Source organism: Mycolicibacterium pulveris, assembly GCF_010725725.1.
GTDB lineage: Bacteria > Actinomycetota > Actinomycetes > Mycobacteriales > Mycobacteriaceae > Mycobacterium > Mycobacterium pulveris.
Map to the genome: position 1 here is coordinate 2,963,111 of NZ_AP022599.1, position 18,551 is coordinate 2,981,661.

At 67.7% G+C, this 18,551-nt stretch carries 19 protein-coding genes; 10 read left to right on the forward strand and 9 right to left on the reverse strand.

Translation table 11 applies throughout. The features are described from left to right. Window positions 1–53 precede the first annotated feature (53 nt). Window positions 54–914, reverse strand: a complete 861-nt coding sequence (locus G6N28_RS14340) for an enoyl-CoA hydratase ChsH3 (RefSeq protein WP_163901291.1) — start codon at window positions 912–914, stop codon at window positions 54–56. 17 nt (window positions 915–931) lie between these two features. Beyond that, the gene (gene kstD / locus G6N28_RS14345; RefSeq protein ID WP_163901293.1) at window positions 932–2,635 is read right to left on the reverse strand and encodes a 3-oxosteroid 1-dehydrogenase; all 1,704 of its coding nucleotides are present in this window, start codon (window positions 2,633–2,635) and stop codon (window positions 932–934) included. A gap of 73 nt (window positions 2,636–2,708) precedes the next feature. Between kstD and G6N28_RS14350 the strand changes: the two genes are divergently transcribed. The 5 genes from G6N28_RS14350 (at window position 2,709) to G6N28_RS14370 (ending at window position 8,171) form a co-directional block, all read left to right on the forward strand. Continuing rightward, the gene (locus tag G6N28_RS14350; protein WP_046751838.1) at window positions 2,709–3,494 is read left to right on the forward strand and encodes a 2-keto-4-pentenoate hydratase; all 786 of its coding nucleotides are present in this window, start codon (window positions 2,709–2,711) and stop codon (window positions 3,492–3,494) included. A gap of 14 nt (window positions 3,495–3,508) precedes the next feature. Then, entirely contained in the window at window positions 3,509–4,450 is a 942-nt protein-coding gene (locus G6N28_RS14355; protein WP_163901295.1) for an acetaldehyde dehydrogenase (acetylating), read from the forward strand. Next, complete coding sequence (dmpG, locus tag G6N28_RS14360; RefSeq protein ID WP_163901297.1) at window positions 4,447–5,511, forward strand: 4-hydroxy-2-oxovalerate aldolase; 1,065 nt, start codon at window positions 4,447–4,449, stop codon at window positions 5,509–5,511. Before G6N28_RS14355 ends, dmpG begins: the two co-directional genes overlap by 4 nt. Window positions 5,512–5,585: 74 nt before the next feature. Next, the gene (locus G6N28_RS14365) at window positions 5,586–7,664 is read left to right on the forward strand and encodes a RecQ family ATP-dependent DNA helicase (RefSeq protein ID WP_163901299.1); all 2,079 of its coding nucleotides are present in this window, start codon (window positions 5,586–5,588) and stop codon (window positions 7,662–7,664) included. A gap of 108 nt (window positions 7,665–7,772) precedes the next feature. Beyond that, the gene (locus G6N28_RS14370) at window positions 7,773–8,171 is read left to right on the forward strand and encodes a hemophore-related protein (RefSeq protein ID WP_235674570.1); all 399 of its coding nucleotides are present in this window, start codon (window positions 7,773–7,775) and stop codon (window positions 8,169–8,171) included. Between the two features lie 49 nt (window positions 8,172–8,220). Here the strand turns inward: G6N28_RS14370 and G6N28_RS14375 are convergent, their stop codons facing one another. After that, the gene (locus G6N28_RS14375; protein WP_163901303.1) at window positions 8,221–9,150 is read right to left on the reverse strand and encodes an IclR family transcriptional regulator; all 930 of its coding nucleotides are present in this window, start codon (window positions 9,148–9,150) and stop codon (window positions 8,221–8,223) included. Between the two features lie 84 nt (window positions 9,151–9,234). Here G6N28_RS14375 and G6N28_RS14380 point away from each other — a divergent pair, with 84 nt between their 5' ends. Genes G6N28_RS14380 through G6N28_RS14390 form a run of 3 tightly spaced genes read left to right on the forward strand, consistent with a single transcriptional unit; the run spans window position 9,235 to window position 12,289 of the window. Continuing rightward, window positions 9,235–10,362 (forward strand): hypothetical protein, encoded by a 1,128-nt coding sequence (locus G6N28_RS14380; RefSeq protein ID WP_163901305.1) that lies wholly within the window; start codon window positions 9,235–9,237, stop codon window positions 10,360–10,362. Then, window positions 10,359–11,147 (forward strand): SDR family oxidoreductase, encoded by a 789-nt coding sequence (locus G6N28_RS14385; protein ID WP_163901307.1) that lies wholly within the window; start codon window positions 10,359–10,361, stop codon window positions 11,145–11,147. Before G6N28_RS14380 ends, G6N28_RS14385 begins: the two co-directional genes overlap by 4 nt. Next, window positions 11,147–12,289 (forward strand): sulfotransferase family protein, encoded by a 1,143-nt coding sequence (locus G6N28_RS14390; protein WP_179962082.1) that lies wholly within the window; start codon window positions 11,147–11,149, stop codon window positions 12,287–12,289. Before G6N28_RS14385 ends, G6N28_RS14390 begins: the two co-directional genes overlap by 1 nt. 70 nt (window positions 12,290–12,359) lie before the next feature. Here G6N28_RS14390 and G6N28_RS14395 read toward each other — a convergent pair whose 3' ends face one another. The 4 genes from G6N28_RS14395 to G6N28_RS14410 all read right to left on the reverse strand — a co-directional run bounded on the left by G6N28_RS14395 (window position 12,360) and on the right by G6N28_RS14410 (window position 15,522). Then, the gene (locus G6N28_RS14395; RefSeq protein ID WP_163901309.1) at window positions 12,360–12,998 is read right to left on the reverse strand and encodes a sensor domain-containing protein; all 639 of its coding nucleotides are present in this window, start codon (window positions 12,996–12,998) and stop codon (window positions 12,360–12,362) included. 125 nt (window positions 12,999–13,123) lie between these two features. Then, window positions 13,124–13,525 carry a hypothetical protein gene (locus G6N28_RS14400; RefSeq protein WP_235674768.1) on the reverse strand — a complete coding sequence of 134 codons (402 nt, stop codon included), beginning with the start codon at window positions 13,523–13,525 and terminating at the stop codon, window positions 13,124–13,126. Between the two features lie 44 nt (window positions 13,526–13,569). Continuing rightward, entirely contained in the window at window positions 13,570–14,724 is a 1,155-nt protein-coding gene (locus G6N28_RS14405; protein ID WP_163901313.1) for a 3-ketosteroid-9-alpha-monooxygenase, oxygenase component, read from the reverse strand. A 153-nt stretch (window positions 14,725–14,877) separates the two neighbouring features. Further along, a complete protein-coding gene (locus G6N28_RS14410; RefSeq protein WP_163901315.1) occupies window positions 14,878–15,522 on the reverse strand; it encodes a hypothetical protein in 645 nt (214 codons plus the stop codon). Window positions 15,523–15,653: 131 nt separating this feature from the next. On the opposite strand from G6N28_RS14410, the gene G6N28_RS27090 reads away from it, so the two are divergent. Both G6N28_RS27090 and G6N28_RS27095 read left to right on the forward strand, forming a co-directional pair. After that, complete coding sequence (locus tag G6N28_RS27090) at window positions 15,654–16,169, forward strand: MOSC N-terminal beta barrel domain-containing protein (RefSeq protein ID WP_235674571.1); 516 nt, start codon at window positions 15,654–15,656, stop codon at window positions 16,167–16,169. A gap of 25 nt (window positions 16,170–16,194) precedes the next feature. Further along, window positions 16,195–16,635: an MOSC domain-containing protein gene (locus G6N28_RS27095; RefSeq protein WP_235674572.1), complete on the forward strand. Its 441-nt coding sequence runs from the start codon at window positions 16,195–16,197 to the stop codon at window positions 16,633–16,635. A gap of 22 nt (window positions 16,636–16,657) precedes the next feature. Here G6N28_RS27095 and G6N28_RS27285 read toward each other — a convergent pair whose 3' ends face one another. Further along, window positions 16,658–17,887, reverse strand: a complete 1,230-nt coding sequence (locus G6N28_RS27285) for a PGRS repeat-containing protein (protein WP_179962083.1) — start codon at window positions 17,885–17,887, stop codon at window positions 16,658–16,660. A gap of 181 nt (window positions 17,888–18,068) precedes the next feature. Continuing rightward, entirely contained in the window at window positions 18,069–18,467 is a 399-nt protein-coding gene (locus G6N28_RS14425) for a hypothetical protein (RefSeq protein ID WP_163901317.1), read from the reverse strand. Window positions 18,468–18,551: the final 84 nt, after the last annotated feature.

Sequence of the window (18,551 nt, forward strand, 5' to 3'; positions counted from 1 at the left end):
CTATGCCGACTTGGGATTCGAACCTTAGTGGCAAAGCTGATTTCGGGAGCTTGTCAGCCCGGGATCAATTCGACGCCGGCCAGTGCCACCGCATCGTCACGCTGGGGCGCGGTGACCGTCCCGACGAAACCGTCACCCTCTTTCCAGATGCGCGCCTTCAGCGTTTCGCCGGGAAAGACCACCCCGGCGAAACGCGCACCGTAACGTGCCACCCGGGCGGTGTCGCCGTCGAGCAGCGCGTCCACCATCGCCTTGCACGTCATGCCGTAGGTGCACAAGCCGTGCAGGATCGGCTTCGGAAAGCCCGCGGCCGCAGCGAAATCCGGATCGGAGTGCAGCGGGTTGCGATCCCCGCACATGCGGTAAAGCAAAGCCTGCTGCGGCGACACCGGAATAGTCAGCTCGAAGTCGGGTGCGCGCTGCGGAGGCTCCGAGGACGTCGACGGTCCCCGCTCGCCGCCGAAGCCGCCCTCGCCGCGGGCGAAGATCGAGCGCTTCTGGGTCCACAGCAACGTGCCATCCGGCGCGGTGACCGTCGTCTCCGACCAGATCACCGCGGCCTTGCCCTTGTCCCAGATGTCGGTGAACCTCGTGACGGCACGGCCGGTACCCGACGGGGGGATCGGGCCGGGCACCGATACCGCCTCGCTCGCGTGCAGCACCTTGGACAGCTCGATGTCGATACCGGGGAACTGCACCGCCGGAGGCTCGGTCATGTGGAAGCTCTGCGCGACGTTGCCGAACGTCGGAAGCACCTGCGGCGTGTCGTCGACCAGATACCGCAACTCGCGCTTGTCCATCGGGTCCATTCCCGCGCCGAGTGCGAGCTGGTAGAGCTGGACATCGCTGCTGGACCAGGAGAATTCGGCGGCCGGCAACTCCGCGCCGAGGGCTTCGTCGAGATTGATCGGCATCAGTTCTTCCCCGTGTTCTATGTCGCCGGCTTTGCGGCTCCGGCGATATGTAGTGCTGCAAGGTAACCGAACGTCATCGCCGGGCCGATGGTCCCGCCCGGACCGGGATAGGTGTGCCCCATCACCGGTGCGCTGACATTGCCTGCAGCATATAGCCCTTCGATCACCGAGCCGTCGTCGCGCAGCGCACGGCCGTGCACGTCGGTGCGAATTCCGCCCTTGGTGCCCAGATCCCCGGGCACCAGCTTGGCCGCGTAATACGGCGCATGGCTGATTTCGCCGAGGTTGGGGTTGGGCTTGTTTGTCGGGTCGCCGTAGTAGCGGTCGTAGGCGCTCTCGCCGCGGTGGAAGTCCTCGTCGACCCCGGTGCGGGCGAAGCCGTTGAACCGCTCGACCGTCGCCTTGAACGTATCGACGGGCAGGCCCGCTTTCGCCGCGAGCTCGTCGAGGGTGTCGGCCGCGATGATGACGCCGGACTCCAGCCACTTCTTCGGGATACGTTGTCCGGGCTGCAATCCGGCGAAGATGTAGCGGTCGCGGTACTGCTGGTCGAACACCAGCCAGGCCGGGATGTTCTCACCCGGCCCTGGTCCCTGTCCGTACTTTCCGCCGTACATGTGGTGGCAGGCCTCCACATACGGCATGGATTCGTTCATGAACCGTTTGCCGGCCATGTTCACGATGATCGAACCCGGCGAATTGCGCTCCGACAGCGCGAACCACGGCGCTCCGACCAGCGGCACGGTCGGGCCCCACCAGGCGTCCTCCATGATGTCGAGTGCGGCGCCGAGCTTCTCGGCGGCGAGGATGCCGTCGCCGGTGTTGGCCTTCGCGCCCACCGTCCACTCGGTGCTGATCGGCGCACGCTGGTACTTCACCCGCATCTGCTCGTTGTGCTCGAAACCGCCCGAGCCGAGGATCACGGCGCGCCGAGCCCGGATCAGTTCTGGCTCAGTGGATTCCGACGCAGCGGTGTTCCGTGCATCAACCACGTAGATTCCGCGCACCACGCCGTCCTCGACGTAGAGGTCGGTCAACGCGGTGTTGAGACGGACCGGAACTCCTGCCTCTCGCAACCCGATGCGCAGCGGCCCGATCAGCGCGCGTCCCATGCCGACCAGGTTCTTGCCGGTGACCTTGCCCCAGGTGGCGCGGACACCGACCTTCAGGCTGCGTAGCAGTCCGCGCGGGTGGCGCTTGAGTTGGTTGAGCCGGACGTAGTCCTGCTGCATGACGACCATGTTCATCGGAACCTTGCCGTAGGGCGGCTCCAGACCGGGCAGGTCGGGTCCCAGCTTGTTGGCGTTGAACGGCTTGGGTTCCACGGAGCGTCCGGTGGGCTTGCCGCCGGGAACCTCGGGATAGTAGTCGGAGTAGCCGGGTACCCAGCACAGCTTCAGCGGCGAGTGCTTGAGCACGAAGGACAGCATTTCCGGGCCGCGCTCGAGATAGGTGTCGATCTTCTCGGCGGGTACGACGTCACCGATGATCGTGTGCAGATACTTGCGCGCGGCGTCGGCAGTGTCCTTGACGCCGTCGCGCTTGAGCACCTCGTTGTTCGGGATCCACACACCGCCGCCTGACCGCGCAGTGGAACCGCCGTAGTGTGCGGCCTTCTCAACGACTATCGTCGAGAGTCCCTGGTGAGCTGCGGTGAGGGCGGCGACCATGCCGGCGGCGCCGCTGCCCACCACGACGACGTCATACTCCTGTCCGGTCATGTAGAACACGTTATAGAATTGCCCGGCCGACCTACAACTGCGCCGGTCGACGAAACGAGGGGACTTCACCCAGATGCTCAGTTCCGAGGTCCGCGAACGGCTGGCCGCCGATCTGGCCCAGGCCGAGCGCAGCCGAGTTCCGATCTCCCCGCTGACCGACGGCCATCCCGACATCGACGTCGTTGATGCCTACGAGATCCAGCTGATCAACATTCGGCAGAAGGTCGCCGAAGGCGCCAAGGTCATCGGCCACAAGGTCGGGCTGTCGTCGAAGGCGATGCAGCAGATGATGAACGTCGATGAACCCGATTACGGGCACCTCCTCGATGTGATGCAGGTGTTCGAGGACAAGCCGGTGAGGTCCGCCGACTATCTCTATCCGCGGGTCGAGGTCGAGGTGGGTTTCATCCTGGCCGACGACCTGCCCGGCGCCGACTGCACAGAGGCCGACGTGCTGGCCGCCACGGAGGCGTTCGCGCCCGCCATCGAGTTGATCGACACCCGGATCAGGGACTGGAAGATCAAGCTCTGCGACACCATCGCCGACAACGCGTCCTCGGCGGGCTGGGTGCTCGGGGAGAACCGGGTCTCACCCAAGGACATCGACATCACCGCGATCGACGCCGTGCTGACCCGCAACGGCGAGGTGGTGGCCAAGGGCCGCAGCGACGCGGTGCTGGGCAACCCGGTGACGGCGGTGGCGTGGTTGGCGCGCAAGGTGGAGAGCTTCGGTGTCCGGCTCAAGGCGGGCGACATCGTGTTGCCCGGGTCGTGTACCAAGGCGTTCGACGCCACGCCGGGTGCCGAATATGTCGCCGATTTCGCCGGGCTGGGCTCGGTGCGTTTGAATTTCGAATAGTCGAGGAGCTAGTTATGCCGAACAAGGTTTCGGTCGCGATCGTCGGGTCGGGCAACATCAGCACCGACCTGCTCTACAAGCTGTTGCGCTCGGAGTGGTTGGAGCCGCGGTGGATGATCGGCATCGACCCGGAGAGTGAGGGCCTGGCGCGCGCCCGCAAGCTCGGGCTGGAAACGTCGCACGAAGGCGTGGACTGGCTGCTGGCGCAGAGCGAGAAGCCCGACATGGTCTTCGAGGCCACCAGCGCCTACGTGCACCGCGACGCGGCGCCGAAGTATGCGGAGGCCGGCATCCGCGCGATCGACCTCACGCCCGCGGCGATCGGACCCGGCGTCATCCCACCGGCCAACCTGCACGAACACCTCGACGCGCCCAACGTCAACATGGTCACCTGCGGGGGGCAGGCGACGATCCCGATCGTGTACGCGGTCTCCCGCGCGCTCGTCGACAAAGGCGGAGTGCCCTACGCCGAGATCGTCGCGTCGGTGTCGTCGGCCTCGGCCGGCCCGGGAACCCGCGCCAACATCGATGAGTTCACCAAGACCACCAGCGCCGGGGTGGAGGTGATCGGCGGCGCGAAGCGGGGCAAGGCCATCATCATCCTCAACCCGGCCGAGCCGCCGATGATCATGCGCGACACCATCTTCTGTGCGATTCCGGAGGACGCCGACCACGCCGCGATCACCCAGTCGATCAAGGACGTCGTCGCCGAGGTGCAGACCTACGTGCCCGGATATCGGCTGCTCAACGAGCCGCAGTTCGACGAACCGTCGGTGGTCAACGGCGGCAACCACGTCGTCACGACGTTCATCGAGGTGGAGGGTGCGGGCGACTATCTGCCGCCCTACGCTGGAAACCTGGACATCATGACCGCGGCGGCGGCCAAGGTGGGCGAGGAGATCGCCAAGGAAAAGGCCGGGGCATCCCTCGCCTCATCAAAGGGAGGCCAAGCATGAGCGTCACCGACGAGATCTACTTCAACTCGATCTGGGACGTCCGGATGACCGACACGTCCCTGCGCGACGGCAGCCACCACAAACGCCACCAGTTCACCAAGGACGAAGTGCACGCGATCGTCTCCGCGCTGGACGCTGCCGGGGTGCCCGTCATCGAGGTGACCCACGGCGACGGGCTCGGCGGATCCAGCTTCAACTACGGCTTCTCCAAGACGCCCGAGCAGGAGCTGATCAAGCTCGCCGCCGAGACGGCCAAGGAATCCAAGATCGCGTTCCTGATGCTGCCGGGGGTGGGCACCAAGGAGGACATCAAGGAGGCGCAGAACAACGGCGGCTCGATCTGCCGCATCGCCACCCACTGCACCGAGGCCGACGTGTCGATACAGCACTTCGGGCTGGCCCGCGAACTCGGGCTCGAGACGGTCGGCTTCCTGATGATGAGCCACACCATCCCGCCGGAGAAGCTGGCCGAGCAGGCCCGGATCATGGCCGACGCCGGCTGCCAGTGCGTCTACGTCGTCGACTCCGCCGGTGCGCTGGTGCTCGAGGGCGTGCGTGACCGGGTGCAGGCCTTGGTCGCCGAGCTCGGTGACGACGCGCAGGTCGGTTTTCACGGCCACGAGAACCTCGGCCTCGGTGTGGCCAACTCGATCGAGGCCGTGCGTGCGGGTGCCAAGCAGATCGACGGCTCGTGCCGCCGGTTCGGCGCCGGCGCGGGCAACGCGCCCGTCGAGGCGCTGATCGGGGTGTTCGACAAGATCGGCGTCAAGACCGGCATCGACTTCTTCGACATCGCCGATGCCGCCGAGGAGGTGGTCGCGCCCGCGATGCCCGCCGAGTGCCTGCTGGACCGCAACGCGCTGATCATGGGTTACTCCGGGGTGTACTCCAGCTTCCTCAAGCACGCCATCCGCCAGTCCGAGCGCTACGGCGTGCCCGCGCATCAGCTGCTGCATCGGGCGGGCCAGCGCAAGCTGATCGGCGGGCAGGAAGACCAGCTCATCGACATTGCGCTGGAGATCAAGCGCGAACAAGAGGCGGCGAAGGCCGCCGCCAAGTAGCCTCGCGAACGTGGGTTACCGTCACGCCAAACACCGCTCTTGCGTGCGGGTAACCCACGTTCGGCGTTGATTGGATGATGACCCGCGACCAGGCCCAGGCGATCCTCGAACAGTTGGCCGGTCCGCAAGCGGTGCTGCGCGACGATCAATGGACCGCGATCGAGGCGCTGGTGGTGGACCGGCGGAGGGCGCTCGTCGTGCAGCGCACCGGCTGGGGCAAGTCCGCCGTCTACTTCATCGCCGCCAAGCTGCTGCGGGGTGCCGGGCACGGCCCGACGGTGATCGTGTCCCCGCTGCTGGCGTTGATGCGCAACCAGGTGGCCGCGGCCGACCGGGCCGGCGTGCACGCCGCGACGATCAACTCGAGCAACGTCGCCGAGTGGGACGACATCCATCGCCGGGTCACCCGCGGTGAGCTCGATGTAATGCTGGTCAGCCCAGAACGGTTGAACAATCCCGACTTTCGCGATGCGGTGCTGCCCGCGCTTGCGCACGACGCCGGGCTGGTTGTCGTCGACGAGGCCCACTGCGTGTCGGACTGGGGTCATGATTTCCGGCCCGACTATCGGCGCATCCGTACCTTGATCGCCGAACTGGGCGCCGACATCCCGGTGCTGGCCACCACCGCCACCGCCAACAACCGTGTGGTCGAGGACGTCGCCGCGCAGCTCGGTGTGGGCGGCGGCGAGACCGTGGTGCTGCGCGGCGGGCTGGACCGCGAGTCGCTGCGGCTGTCGGTGGTCAAGGCGGGCAGCCCGGCGCAACGCGCGGCTTGGCTTGCCGCACACCTGGATTCGCTGCCCGGCTCGGGAATCGTGTATACGCTCACCGTCGCGCAGGCGCACGACATCGCCGCGCTGCTCGCCGAACAAGGACATCCGGTGGCGGCCTACACCGGCTCGACGGAAGCGGCTGAACGCGAACAACTCGAGACCGACCTGCTGGCCAACCGGGTCAAGGCGCTGATCGCCACGTCGGCGCTCGGCATGGGCTTTGACAAACCCGATCTCGGGTTCGTCGTCCACTTGGGTGCCCCGTCGTCGCCGATCGCGTACTACCAACAGGTGGGGCGCGCCGGTCGGTCCACGCCCAACGCGGAGGTCGTCCTCTTGCCCGGCCGCGAGGACCGGGACGTCTGGCGCTACTTCGCATCGGTCGCCTTTCCACCGGAGACGTTGGTGCGCAAGGTTATTCGTGAGCTAGACCCGGATCGTCCGCAGTCAACGGCGGCGCTGGAGCCGCTCGTCGACCTCAACCGGACCCGGCTGGAGATGGTGCTCAAGGTGCTCGACGTCGACGGCGCGGTGCGACGCGTCAGGGGCGGCTGGGTGAGCACCGGGCAGGAGTGGACCTACGACGAAGCGCGCTACCGCAGGCTCGACGAGGCGCGCAAGCGTGAGCAGCAGGCGATGCTGGACTATCTGGACACCGACCGGTGCCGGATGGCGTTCCTGCGCGCGCAACTCGACGACCCGCTGTTGAAAGAGGGCGAGCGGTGCGGCCGCTGCGACAACTGCACGGGGGCGCGATACGAGGCCGCCGTCGACACGACCGCAGAAGAGGACACCAGGCGCCGCCTCATGCGCCCGGGCGTCGAGCTGGCGCCGCGTAAGCAGTGGCCGTCCGGGCTGGACAAGCTCGGGTTGGACCTGAAAGGCCGAATCGCTGACGGGCCTGCCGCGGGCCGGGTCGTCGGCCGGCTGACCGACCTCGGGTGGGGCGCTCGGTTGCGACGGGTGCTCGACGACCCGGACGCGACGGTGCCCGACGACGTGGTTTCGGCCGCGGTGGCGGTGCTGGCCGCGTGGGACTGGGAGACCCGGCCGACGGCGGTGCTGGCGCTGGATTCGGACACCCATCCGCTGCTGATCACCTCGCTGGCGCGCGAGCTCGCCCGGCTCGGCCGGCTGACCGACCTGGGCGTGCTGCGATACGTCCCGCAGCGCAGGCCGGTGACGGCCGCCAACTCCGCCTACCGCGTCGCCGCGCTGCACGGCGCGTGGACGGCGCCCGCGGCGATTGCGGTCGACGGTCCGGTGCTGCTGGTGGACGACGTCACCGATACGGGCTGGACGCTGACGATGGCATCGCGGCTGGTCAGAGCGGCCGGGGCGGCCGAGATCCTGCCGTTTGCGCTGGCCAGCACGAACTGAGAAGCCGACACGCCGCCCTGCGCTGGGGGTTGTTTAGCGCGTGCGGGGCAGCGGTTACGCCTTCCGGGAGCGGCCATCAGGTCGCAGACCGAAGGAGTGTTTATGAAGATGTCCGCAACGACCGTTCGACGCGGCCTGTACGGCATGTTCGCAGGCGGCCTGCTCGCGTTCGGGTCAGCCGCGATCATCACACCGGTCGCCAACGCTCAACCGGCGCCGGCGCAGGACCACACCTGCAGTGTGAGCGCAATCGCCGAGACCTCGAGCACGGTGTCGGCGACGACCGGTACGTACCTCGCCTCGAACCCCGAGGCCGATGACGAGTTGACACGCATCACGACGCAGTCGCCGGCCGAGCCGACCGAGGCGTTCCGCGCGTATTTCGCGCAGAACCCGCAGGTCGAGTCCGAGCTGAAGGCGATCAACCAGCCGGCGGCGGAAATCTCGAACCAGTGCGGCATCGAGGTGAACCCGACGCCGATCTCCGAGGCGCTGGCTGACGCTTAGCCGATGACGACCTTGTGGCGCCGGTGATGAGCCGGCGCCACAAGCGTGTCTAAGGAATCGATTTCGGTCGCTGTGGCTTCACGCCACCCAGCTGCGCGGTCACCGCGTCCGCGGTGGCGACCACAGCGCGCGCCCGCGCCGTGATCTCGGCGACGGTCAGCGCCGACCCGATGTGCATCGACGCGACCATCACCTGACGTTGGTAGTGGTCGTACACCGGTGCCGAGATCACGCTGATGTCGTGGCGCTTGCGAGGCCCGGAGTCGTCGTCGCGTAGGTACACCCGCTCACCGATGTCGGAGACCAATTCGCCGAGCAGTGCCCGCAATTCGTCCGGCAGCTCGGCGGACATGCCCGCCATCAACGAGTACAGGCGGCGTCCCGCGGGGGTCAGCCGCTCGACCAGATACCCGTCGGCGCGGCACTCCGCGATCACCCGATCGAGCCGCTCGGTGTTTGTCCGCAACGGCTTCCGCAACAACAGCGTCGGCTCCTTGGCCAACCACTCGCGTGCGGCCTCGTCGTCCCACAGCACGAACATCAGGCCGACCGGCGGCGCGAACGGGTAGCTCTGGCCGACCTCCACGCCGGGCCGGGCACCGGCCGGCGCCACCAGGTCCAGCACGGTGATCCGGTCGTCGACGACGCCAGACAGCGCCGCGGTGACGCCGAACCGCGCCGAGAGCCGACGTAGCTCGTCCCTGGCCGCCGGGCTGACCCGCATCGACTCCTGCGCCCGGTGCCCCAGCGTGATCAGCGACGGGCCCAGCCGGTAGGTCTTGTCGGTGTCACGCACCAGATAGCCGGCGTCGCACAACGAGGTGACGATGCCCAGGCAGGTCGGCTTGCTAAGCCCCACCCGACGCGCCAGCTCCGAGACGCCGAAGCGCTCGCCGGGGCGATCCGCCAGGTAGTCCAGGATGCGTATCACCCGGTCGGTGGGCGGGGATACGCGGCCGGACGGCTCAAGTGCGGGCACGTCAGCAGCGTACCTCGTGTTCCATATTTGTACCGTGACGGTCGATATATTGACTCTTGTTAGAACGAGTTCTAGTTTCGAGGCGTGTACTCGCAGCCACTGATCGACGCGATCGCCGAGGCCGAGCGGCTGGTCGCCGACGCGCACTTCATCGAATCCGAAGCCGACCTCCTCGAGGGCCTGCAATACCTCGCCGGGTGCGTCGCCGCCTGCACGCACCTGGCGTTCGACTACGAACGCGACCACCCGTTCCTGCATTCGGGCACGGGGCCGTTCACCAAGATGGGCCTCGACAATCCCGACGCGCTGTACTTCGGCACCCGCGTGCAGGCCAATCACGAGTACATCGTGACCGGAAAGCGCGGCACCACAACCGATCTGGCGTTCCAGATGCTCGGCGGAGAGTACACCGACGACAACGTCCCGCCCAGCCAGGCCGCGTTCGACGACCGCGAACTCGACATCGCCGAGGACGGCACCTTCGAGTGGCGGGTGGTCCCGAACAGCCCGTCGCAGTTGGTGATCCGCGAGGTCTACAACGACTGGTCGGCGCAGCGCGGGTACATCAGCATCGCGCGCACCGACACCGTGGGCACCGCACCGCCGCCGCTGACCCGCGAGACCATCGAAAAGCGTTATGCCGTCGCGGGCAAGCAGTTGGTGCAGCGGGTCAAGACGTGGCTGCAGTTTCCACAGTGGTTCTACAACAACCTTCCGGTCAACACGTTGACCGAGCCGAGGCTCACGCCGGGTGGCCTGGCCACGCAGTACTCGTCGGTGGGCCATTTCGAGCTGACACCGGATCAGGCGATGGTCATCACGCTGCCGGTCTCCGACGCGCCGTACGTCGGCTTCCAGCTGGGCAGCCTGTGGTACATCTCGCTGGACTACATCAACCATCAGACCTCGCTGAACGGCACTCAGGCACAGGCAGATCCCGACGGTAAGGTCCGCATCGTGGTCTCCGACGGCAATCCGGGCGTGACGAACTGGTGTGAGACGTTGGGGCACCGCAAGGGGTATCTGCAGTTCCGGTGGCAGCGGTTGTCGCGGGCGCTGACCGAGGCCGACGGGCCGACGGCCGAAGTGGTCGACCTCGACAAGGTGGCGGCCGCGCTGCCGTTCTACGAGTCGAACAAGATTTCCGACGAGGACTGGCGCGCACGGATCGCGCTGCGCCAGAAACAGATCGGCGACAGGATGGTGGGATGAGTGTGGCAGGACTCCTGAAGGACCGGGTTGTGGTCATCAGCGGTGTGGGACCCGCGTTGGGCACCACGTTGGCGCGGCGGTGCGCCGAGGCCGGCGCCGACCTGGTGCTGGCCGCCAGGACCGTCGAACGCCTGGAGGACGTCGCCAAGCAGGTCGCCGACATCGGTCGTCGCGCCGTGACGATCGGCACCGACATCACCGACGAGGCACAGGTGAACAACCTCGTCGAGGAGACGATGAAGGCCTACGGCAAGGTCGACGTGCTGATCAACAACGCGTTTCGGGTGCCGTCGATGAAACCGCTGGCCGACACCACCTTCGAGCACATGCGCGACGCGATCGAGCTGACCGTGTTCGGTGCGCTGCGGCTGATCCAGGGATTCACTCCGGCGCTGGCGGAGGCCAACGGGTCGGTGGTGAACGTGAACTCGATGGTGGTGCGGCACTCTCAGGCCAAGTACGGCGCGTACAAGATGGCGAAATCCGCGCTCCTGGCGATGTCGCAGTCGCTGGCCACCGAGCTCGGTGAGCAAGGTATCCGTGTCAACTCGGTTCTGCCCGGCTATATCTGGGGCGGCACGCTGGAGGCTTACTTCAACCACCAGGCAGGCAAATACGGCACCACGGTCGAGGAGATCTACAACGCGACCGCTGCCGCATCGGACCTCAAACGGCTGCCGACCGAGGACGAGGTGGCCTCGGCGATCCTGTTCATGGCCAGCGACCTGGCCAGCGGTATCACCGGCCAGGCACTGGACGTCAACTGCGGGGAGTACAAAGCCTGATGGCACGCACCGACGTTGGTACCGTCGAGGACCTGCACGCATCGGCGACCAAGGCGTGCGGCCTAGACGATTTCGGCACCGATGACGACAACTACCGTGAGGCGCTGGCCGTGCTGCTGGAGTCGTTCCGGCGCGACGCCGACCTGACCGAATTCGGCAGCAAGATGCAGCGGTTCTTCGTCCGCAACGCGCTCGTCGCGCGGCTGCTCTCGGAGGCGGCATGGAAGCAGTACCCGCAGCACACCGACGTCGTCATCGAGCGACCCATCTTCGTGACCGGCCTGCCACGCACCGGTACCACCGCCATCCACCGGCTACTCACCGCCGACCCGGCGCACCAGGGCCTGGAACTCTGGCTCGCGGAGTTCCCGCAACCTCGTCCGCCCCGCGAAACATGGCCGGACAACCCGGCATTCGCCGAGTTGGATGCCCGATTCAAGAAGGCCCACGACGAGAACCCCGATTACACCGGGCTGCACTACATGACCGCCGACGAGGTCGAGGAGTGCTGGCAGCTGCTGCGGCAGTCGCTGCACTCGGTGTCGTATGAGACGTTGGCGCATGTGCCGACGTACTCGCAGTGGCTGGCAAAGCAGGATTGGACCAAGCCCTATCAGCGGCATCGGCGCAACCTGCAGCTGATCGGCCTCAACGATCCCGAAAAGCGCTGGGTGCTCAAGAATCCCAGCCACCTGTTCGCGCTCGACGCGTTGTTCGAGACCTACCCCGACGCGCTGATCGTGCAGTGTCACCGGCCTGCCGAGACCATCATGGCGTCGATGTGCTCGCTGTCGCAGCACACCACGGCGGGTTGGTCGAACTCGTTTGTCGGCGCCCGGATCGGCGAAGACGCGATGGAAACCTGGTCGCGAGGGTTGCGGCGGTTCAGCACCGTTCGTGCCGAGCATGATCCCGCACAGTTCTACGACCTGGACTACATCGAGTTCGTCAACGACCCGGTCGGCACCGTCGAGGGTATCTACCGGCACTTCGGCATCGAGTTCACCGCCGCGGCGCGCGAGGCGGTGCAGCGGCGCCACGCCGAAAGCCAAGAGGGCCCGCGCGCCCCCAAGCACACGTACTCGCTGGCCGACTACGGGTTGACCGCCGAGCAGGTCAAGGAACAGTTCGAGGGCCTGTAACTTCTTGCCGAGCAGACGCCAAAACCCCCTCCCGGGCCTTAGTTTGGGGGTGTTAACGTCTGCTCGCGGGTCAGGCGGTGGTGTTGGCCAGCGTTTCGATGCGTTGCAACGCATCCTGGGCCAGCCCCGCCACGTCGAGTCCACCGGCCGGCCCGCAGGTGGCGATCACGACAGCGGCGTTATGGGCGGCCACCAACGCGTTGTCGCACGCCCAGTCGGCGGCTTCGAAAGACCACAGCACGATGTCCGGTGAGCCGGACGGCTTCTCGGGAAGCAACCCGAAATGATATGTGCGGCCGTTCATGTCGGTGACAGTGAAGGGGGTGTCGCGGCACCCCTCGAGGGTGCGTTTGGCCCGCGACAGCGCATCTGGCGCGGAGTAGTCGGCACGGTAGACGGCGACCAGTTCCTCGACATACACGGGGCTGCCGTCATGCACCGTCCAGTGCCCGCCGTCGATCGCCGCCGGGTCGAACTCGACGAGGAACGGCGGGTCCACCTCTCGGGCAACACCGCTGCACCGGTCGGGATCGACAGTGGTGAACAGGTTGCCGTCGGTGTCGTCGACCTTCTTGCTCAGCAAGTCGCGGACTTGACCCGCGGTGATCGGCGCGACCGGCGCGACCGGCTGCGGCTGCGGTGTGTCGGTGACCCGCGTGCAGGCGGCGAGGGCCAAGCCCGCCAGTAGCACCACGGTCCGTGCACCCATATGCCGCAGTCTAAGGACGCTGTGCCGGCCACGCCTCGTGTTGAGACCGGAGTCGCCTCGCGCCGAGATCAACGTTTCGGCGCGATCTACTCGCACTTTCCCGCCCGCTTGCCCCTTTTGGGCGCTCAGCCGTCGCCGGGGGGAGGGGCCGACGAGACCTCCTCCAAACACCCCTCGGCGACGGCGTGTTTGATGCTGTCGGCCAGCCTCGGACAGGACGGCACCCGGGCCGGGTCACCGCCGGACTCCCGGATCTCGGCGAAGTACGCGCACCGTTGCGTGGCCTCGGTGTTCCACTGCACCGCGGTGTGCGCCGGGCCGAGTTTCTTCACGTCAACCGTGACATGGCAGAACCGGCAATCGATCGATACCAGCCCCGCGGTGAGGTACCGGTCGCGGTCCCGCGCGGTGGCCTCCCGCAGCGCCGCGGCCCGCTCAGCATCGAAAACCCGTGCCTTGGGCCAGGTTCCGCCGCCCTCGGTGGGGGGATGATCGTGATCGTCGTGCGCGCCGTGCAGCAACAACATCGCCCGGGCCAGCCGGTCGACGTCGGGTGCCGGGCGGTCGTCGCTCACGACTTCTGGTCGGCCTTCTGTTCCTCTTCGGCTTGCCGCTTGAGGTTCTCCTCGACCTCAAGGTGCCACTTCTCGTTGGCCACCGTGGTGTCCACCTCGATCTCGAAGCGGTCCGTCATGTCCGGTGTGACATCGGCGACGTCGACATAGAACTGCTGATACCACCGGCGCATCTGGTACACCGCACCGTCCTCCTCGACCAGGAGCGGGTTTTCGATGCGGGTCTTGTGCTTCCAGATCTCGACATCCTGCAGGAAGCCCTTGCTGACGCCTTCGGTGAACGCCGCCGCCAGCTTCTCGGTGGTCTCATCGTCCAGGCCCTTGGGCTTCTCGACGGTGACGCCCCACTGCAGCACGAACGACGTCTGCGTGACGGGGTAGTGGCAGTTGATCAGGATCGACTCGGCCTTGTAGTCACCGTAGGTGTTGTGCAGCCAGTTGATCATGAACGACGGCCCGAAGTACGACGCCTCCGAGTCCAGGTGCGCCTCACCGTAACTCGTGCCCATATCGGTGACGTCGGGGCGCCCGACGTTGTGCAGGTATTGCGAGGCGATGTGACCCTCGAAGACGTTCTTGAAGTACGTCGGCAGGCCGAAGTGGATGTAGAAGAAGTGGGCCATGTCGGTGACGTTGTCGATGATGTCGCGACAGTTGGCGCCCTCGATCAAAATCGAGTTCCACTTCCAGTCCGTCCATTTCGGGTCCTCGTACTGAGGGATTTCCGGGATGCGCACCTCGGGCTGCGGCGGATTGCCCTCGTGGTCGTGCCAGACGAACAGCAGGCCGCCGCGCACATCGGTGTGCCAGCTTCGGGTGCGGGCCAGTCGCGGGGTGCGCTTGGCGTAGGGCACGAGCTTGCACTTGCCGTCGCCGCCCCAGCGCCAGTCGTGGAACGGGCACGCCACCTCGTCGCCCTTGATGGTGCCCTGCGCCAGGTTGCCGCCCATGTGCCTGCAGTAGCCGTCGAGCACATGCAGCTCACCCTTGGAGTCGGCGAACACCACGAGCATGGTCCCGAAGATCTCGATCCCGTGCGGCTTGCCGTCCAGGAAGTTCTTCACCGGTCCAAGGCAGTGCCAGCCGCGCGCGTACCGGTCCGGCAAGGTGCCGGTATCTATCTCACGGACTCCTGCGGTTTCCGTACTCACGGTGGCCTCCCGGTTCTGTGTCCTCTAACTAGAACACGTTACAGTTTTTACCATCCGGGGCGCAATCTAAACCCTTCTACCTGCGGTATGGCCGAACGACAGCGTTGTACTCATCGAAGTTCGCGCGCCCGCCGCAGGAAACCGGGCGCACGGTCACCGCGACCGCTGCAGGCCGACACGCAGGGCGATCTCCTGCATCTTGCCGACGCCGATGACGAATTGGTCGGTGGTGGCGTCGCCAGGCGCGCTCTGGAACTCCAGCCGCACCAGGGCCGGGCCCTGCGTGAACAGCAGCAGCGTGGCCGCCTTGGTGCCGTCGCGCGACGTCCCGACGGTCATGGTGCCGTCGGTACCGACCGGAGCGGGGCGTGGCGTCGCCCCCACGACCAAGGTGTCGAGCTGGGGGAGGGCGTCGCGCAGCGTTTTGGTCGCCGTCCGCGCGTCCGGATAGATCACGATCGTGTCGGCGACGGCCCGGGTGTCGTCCTGGTTGACGAAGAGGGCACTGGCCCCCGGCAGCCCATCCGGGCCGGGGTTCGTCGACTGGACCTTGAAGGTGTCCTCACCGATGCTGAGGTCCGAAGGCTCAAGCAGCAGGCGACTGTAGTCCTCGGTCGGATCGGTTTCCTCGGTTGTGGGCGTGGCCTGCGCCGACGAGGTGGTCGGTACCGGGGCCGGGAGCGCCAACCCTTCGGACCGGTCGGCGCCGGAGGCTTCACAGCCGACCGCGGCAGCACAGATCAGCGCCGCCACCGCGGCGGCGGATATCAAACGTCTGAGTCTTAGAAGATCGAGCATTGTGATCGGCTTGGCTTCGTCTGGGCTTCGTGTGCGTGCTTCGGCTGGTCGGTCACCACACAACGTACTGAACACGGCGTTGCCGCTGGTCGGGGCCGAGGGCGGCGGTCGGGCAGCGGTAGCGTGTCGGGATGACGATCGGACGGGTCGCCCAGCTGTGGCGCTATCCGGTCAAGTCGCTGGGCGGCGGGCCGGTCGAGCACTTCGACATCGGCGCCCGCGGTGTGCTCGGCGATCGGCTCTGGGCGGTGCGCGACGTCGCACGCGATGTCACCGCGTCGGCGCGACGGATACCGACGCTGCTGACCGCCACGGCCCGGTACGTGGACCCGGTGCCTGCCGACGCCGGCCCGGGCAACGTGCCCGACGTCGAAATCACCTTCCCCGACGGCACCGTGCTGACCAGCGGCGACGGCGACGTACACGCCAAGCTGTCCGAGCTCGCCGGCCGCGAGGTCCGGTTGACCGCGCTGCCGCCCGTCGACGACACCAGCCTGCACCGGCTGAGCCGCGCCGAGCGGGCCAACATGTCGGTCGCGTCGGTGCGCACAGACCTCGGTGTCAGCGACGACGAGAAGCTGCCGGACCTCTCGATGATGCGGCTGACCGATCCCGTCACCCAGGCGCGCTACTCGACCGCCGGGTAGCTTCGTCGACTCCGCCCCCGTCCACGTGCTGAGTGCGACGAGCATCAGCACGGTCAGCGCGGAGCTCGACGCCGATCTGGATGTGCGCAGGTTTCGGCCGAATGTGCTTCTGGCCCTGGACAATCCAGAGGACGATTTGCCGGAGGCGCGGTGGCTGGGCGGGCGGCTCACGCTCGGCACAGCGGTGCTGGACGTCACGACGCCGACGATCCGCTGCGTGGTGCCCAGCCGGGCGCAGCCGGGCCTCAAGGTCGACCGCAGGATCACCGGGGCGGTCGCGCAGCGGGCCGGACGCTGCCTCGGCGTGTACTGCTGGGTCGACACCCCCGGCTCCGTGCGCGTCGGTGATTCCGTGACGGTCGGCTCCGTCGCCTTTCCGCGACGACTCTTCGCCGACGCGGGCCGGCGCGCGAAGCGGTTCACGTTCGGCCTGGCCGCCGCTGCGGCCGAACGGTTTTCCCGCTAAGCGCGTCGCCCTAACCCTCTGTCTAACCGTCGTTGCCGTTGTTGCCGCCGACGCTCGTCCCAGGGCCTCCGGGGCCTCCGGGTCCGCCCGGGGCGCCGCCGTTCCCGCCGTTCCCGCCGAAACCGGTGCCGGTGGTCGCGAACCCGCGGCCGCCCGGCCCGCCGGCACCACCCTGTCCACCGACACTGCTTCCGCCCCGTCCGCCGTTGCCGCCGCGGGTGGTGCCCTTACCGGTCTGCGAATTGCCGCCGCCACCGCCGGCGCCTGCGGCGCCAAAGCCCCGAGCATCGCCACCCGAACCGCCGTCGCCGCCGATGGCGGTGCCATCGAGGCTTATCGCCGGTCCGCCCCGGCCGGCCTCGCCGCCCCGGCCGAAGACACCGGCACTGCCGCCGTCGCCGCCGCGGCCACCGGTGGCCGTGCCGGCATTTGTCACCGGTGTCTGCGCCTCGCCGCCCTCGCCGCCGGTGCCGCCGTCACCGGAGAGAGCGCCGCCGTTGCCGCCGTCGCCGCCCCGACCCCCGATCGGCGTGCCCGCGGCGACGACACTGCCGCCTGCGCCGCCTGCGCCACCGTTTCCGGACAAACCGGCGTTGCCGCCGTCGCCGCCACGGCCACCTCCGGAACCGGCTCCGCCCGCGCCGCCGTCGCCCATCAGCGACCCGCCGTTGCCGCCGTCGCCGCCGGCCTGGCCTCCGCTGCCGGTCCCGCCGTTGCCGCCGTTGCCGAACAATCCAGCGTTTCCGCCGTTGCCTCCCGATCCGAGGGCGGTGCCGTTTCCGCCGTTGCCGCCGTTGCCCCACAGCAGACCGCCGTTACCGCCGTCCTGGTCGGGTCCGCCGTCAGCGCCATTGCCGATCAGCCACCCGCCGCTCTGGCCCGGCTCGATGCCGTCGCCGATCAGCCAGCCCCCTGGTCCGACGATCGGGGGCAGATTCGTCGCGAACCCCGTGATGCCCGTCGGCGTGATCGTCATCGGGTCCGCGCCGCGACCGCTTCGCGTGCTGGCCGGGGTGGCCAGCGACAACGTGCCGAAAAGCGCGGCGCTGCGGCCGACGGGCTCCATCGTGGGCACGTCGTCTTTGTGGCCTGATCCGTCAACGGCGACATGTCCGCCTGGGCCGACGAAACCGACCGCACCGGCCTGTGCGGTCGGCAGCCACGCCTCTCCCTGGGTCTTGCCGCTTGTGCGGCCCGCAGCTTCCGGCGCTGCGGGGGCCGGATGTATGACGGGCGGTGCCGACACTGCCACGACCGGTGCCACGCTGGGTGCCGCGGAGGGTCTCACCGAAATCTCCGGTGCAGGTGGGAATGTCAGCCCGACGCCGAGCACCACCGCGAGGGTTCCAACTCGACCGACGACCGCTGCATGCCTCGGCGGCTCAATCGTGAAGCGCTTCATGTGTTTTCCTCGAATGGGTAGGTCGCCACGGTCAACGCAGCCAGGGGTGCAGCACCGGGGGCTGCGCGGGCGGTTGCGTGGCCGGGTCCGGCGCCTGTCCGGGGCTCTGCGGCGTGGACTGGGTTTGTTCGAATATCCCCGTTCCGGGTATCTGGTGAAGCTCGCCGGGCGATTGCGGCGGGGTCTGCGCGGTCAACGGCGCCACGCACTTTCCGGCACTCTCGTCCCATTCGCCGCCACTACCAACACAGCAGCCGCGTTTCACCCCGTTGAGCTTGAGGCATTCGTCGTAGACTTCGATATCCCACGCGGCCTGTGAGATCGCGGGTTGTGCGAGGCCGCCGATCGCCAGCGCGATCGCCGCCGCGCCGAACACGGTGGCCGACATGTGCTTGCGCCCGCTGGGGATGCGCGTCAGGTAGGTGGTCATCGCATTTCCTTCCGTTGGGTGCGGCCCGGGATGAGCCGCCGCGGGTGTCGCCCGTCCCCGGCGGGCGGATTCCACGATCGGGCA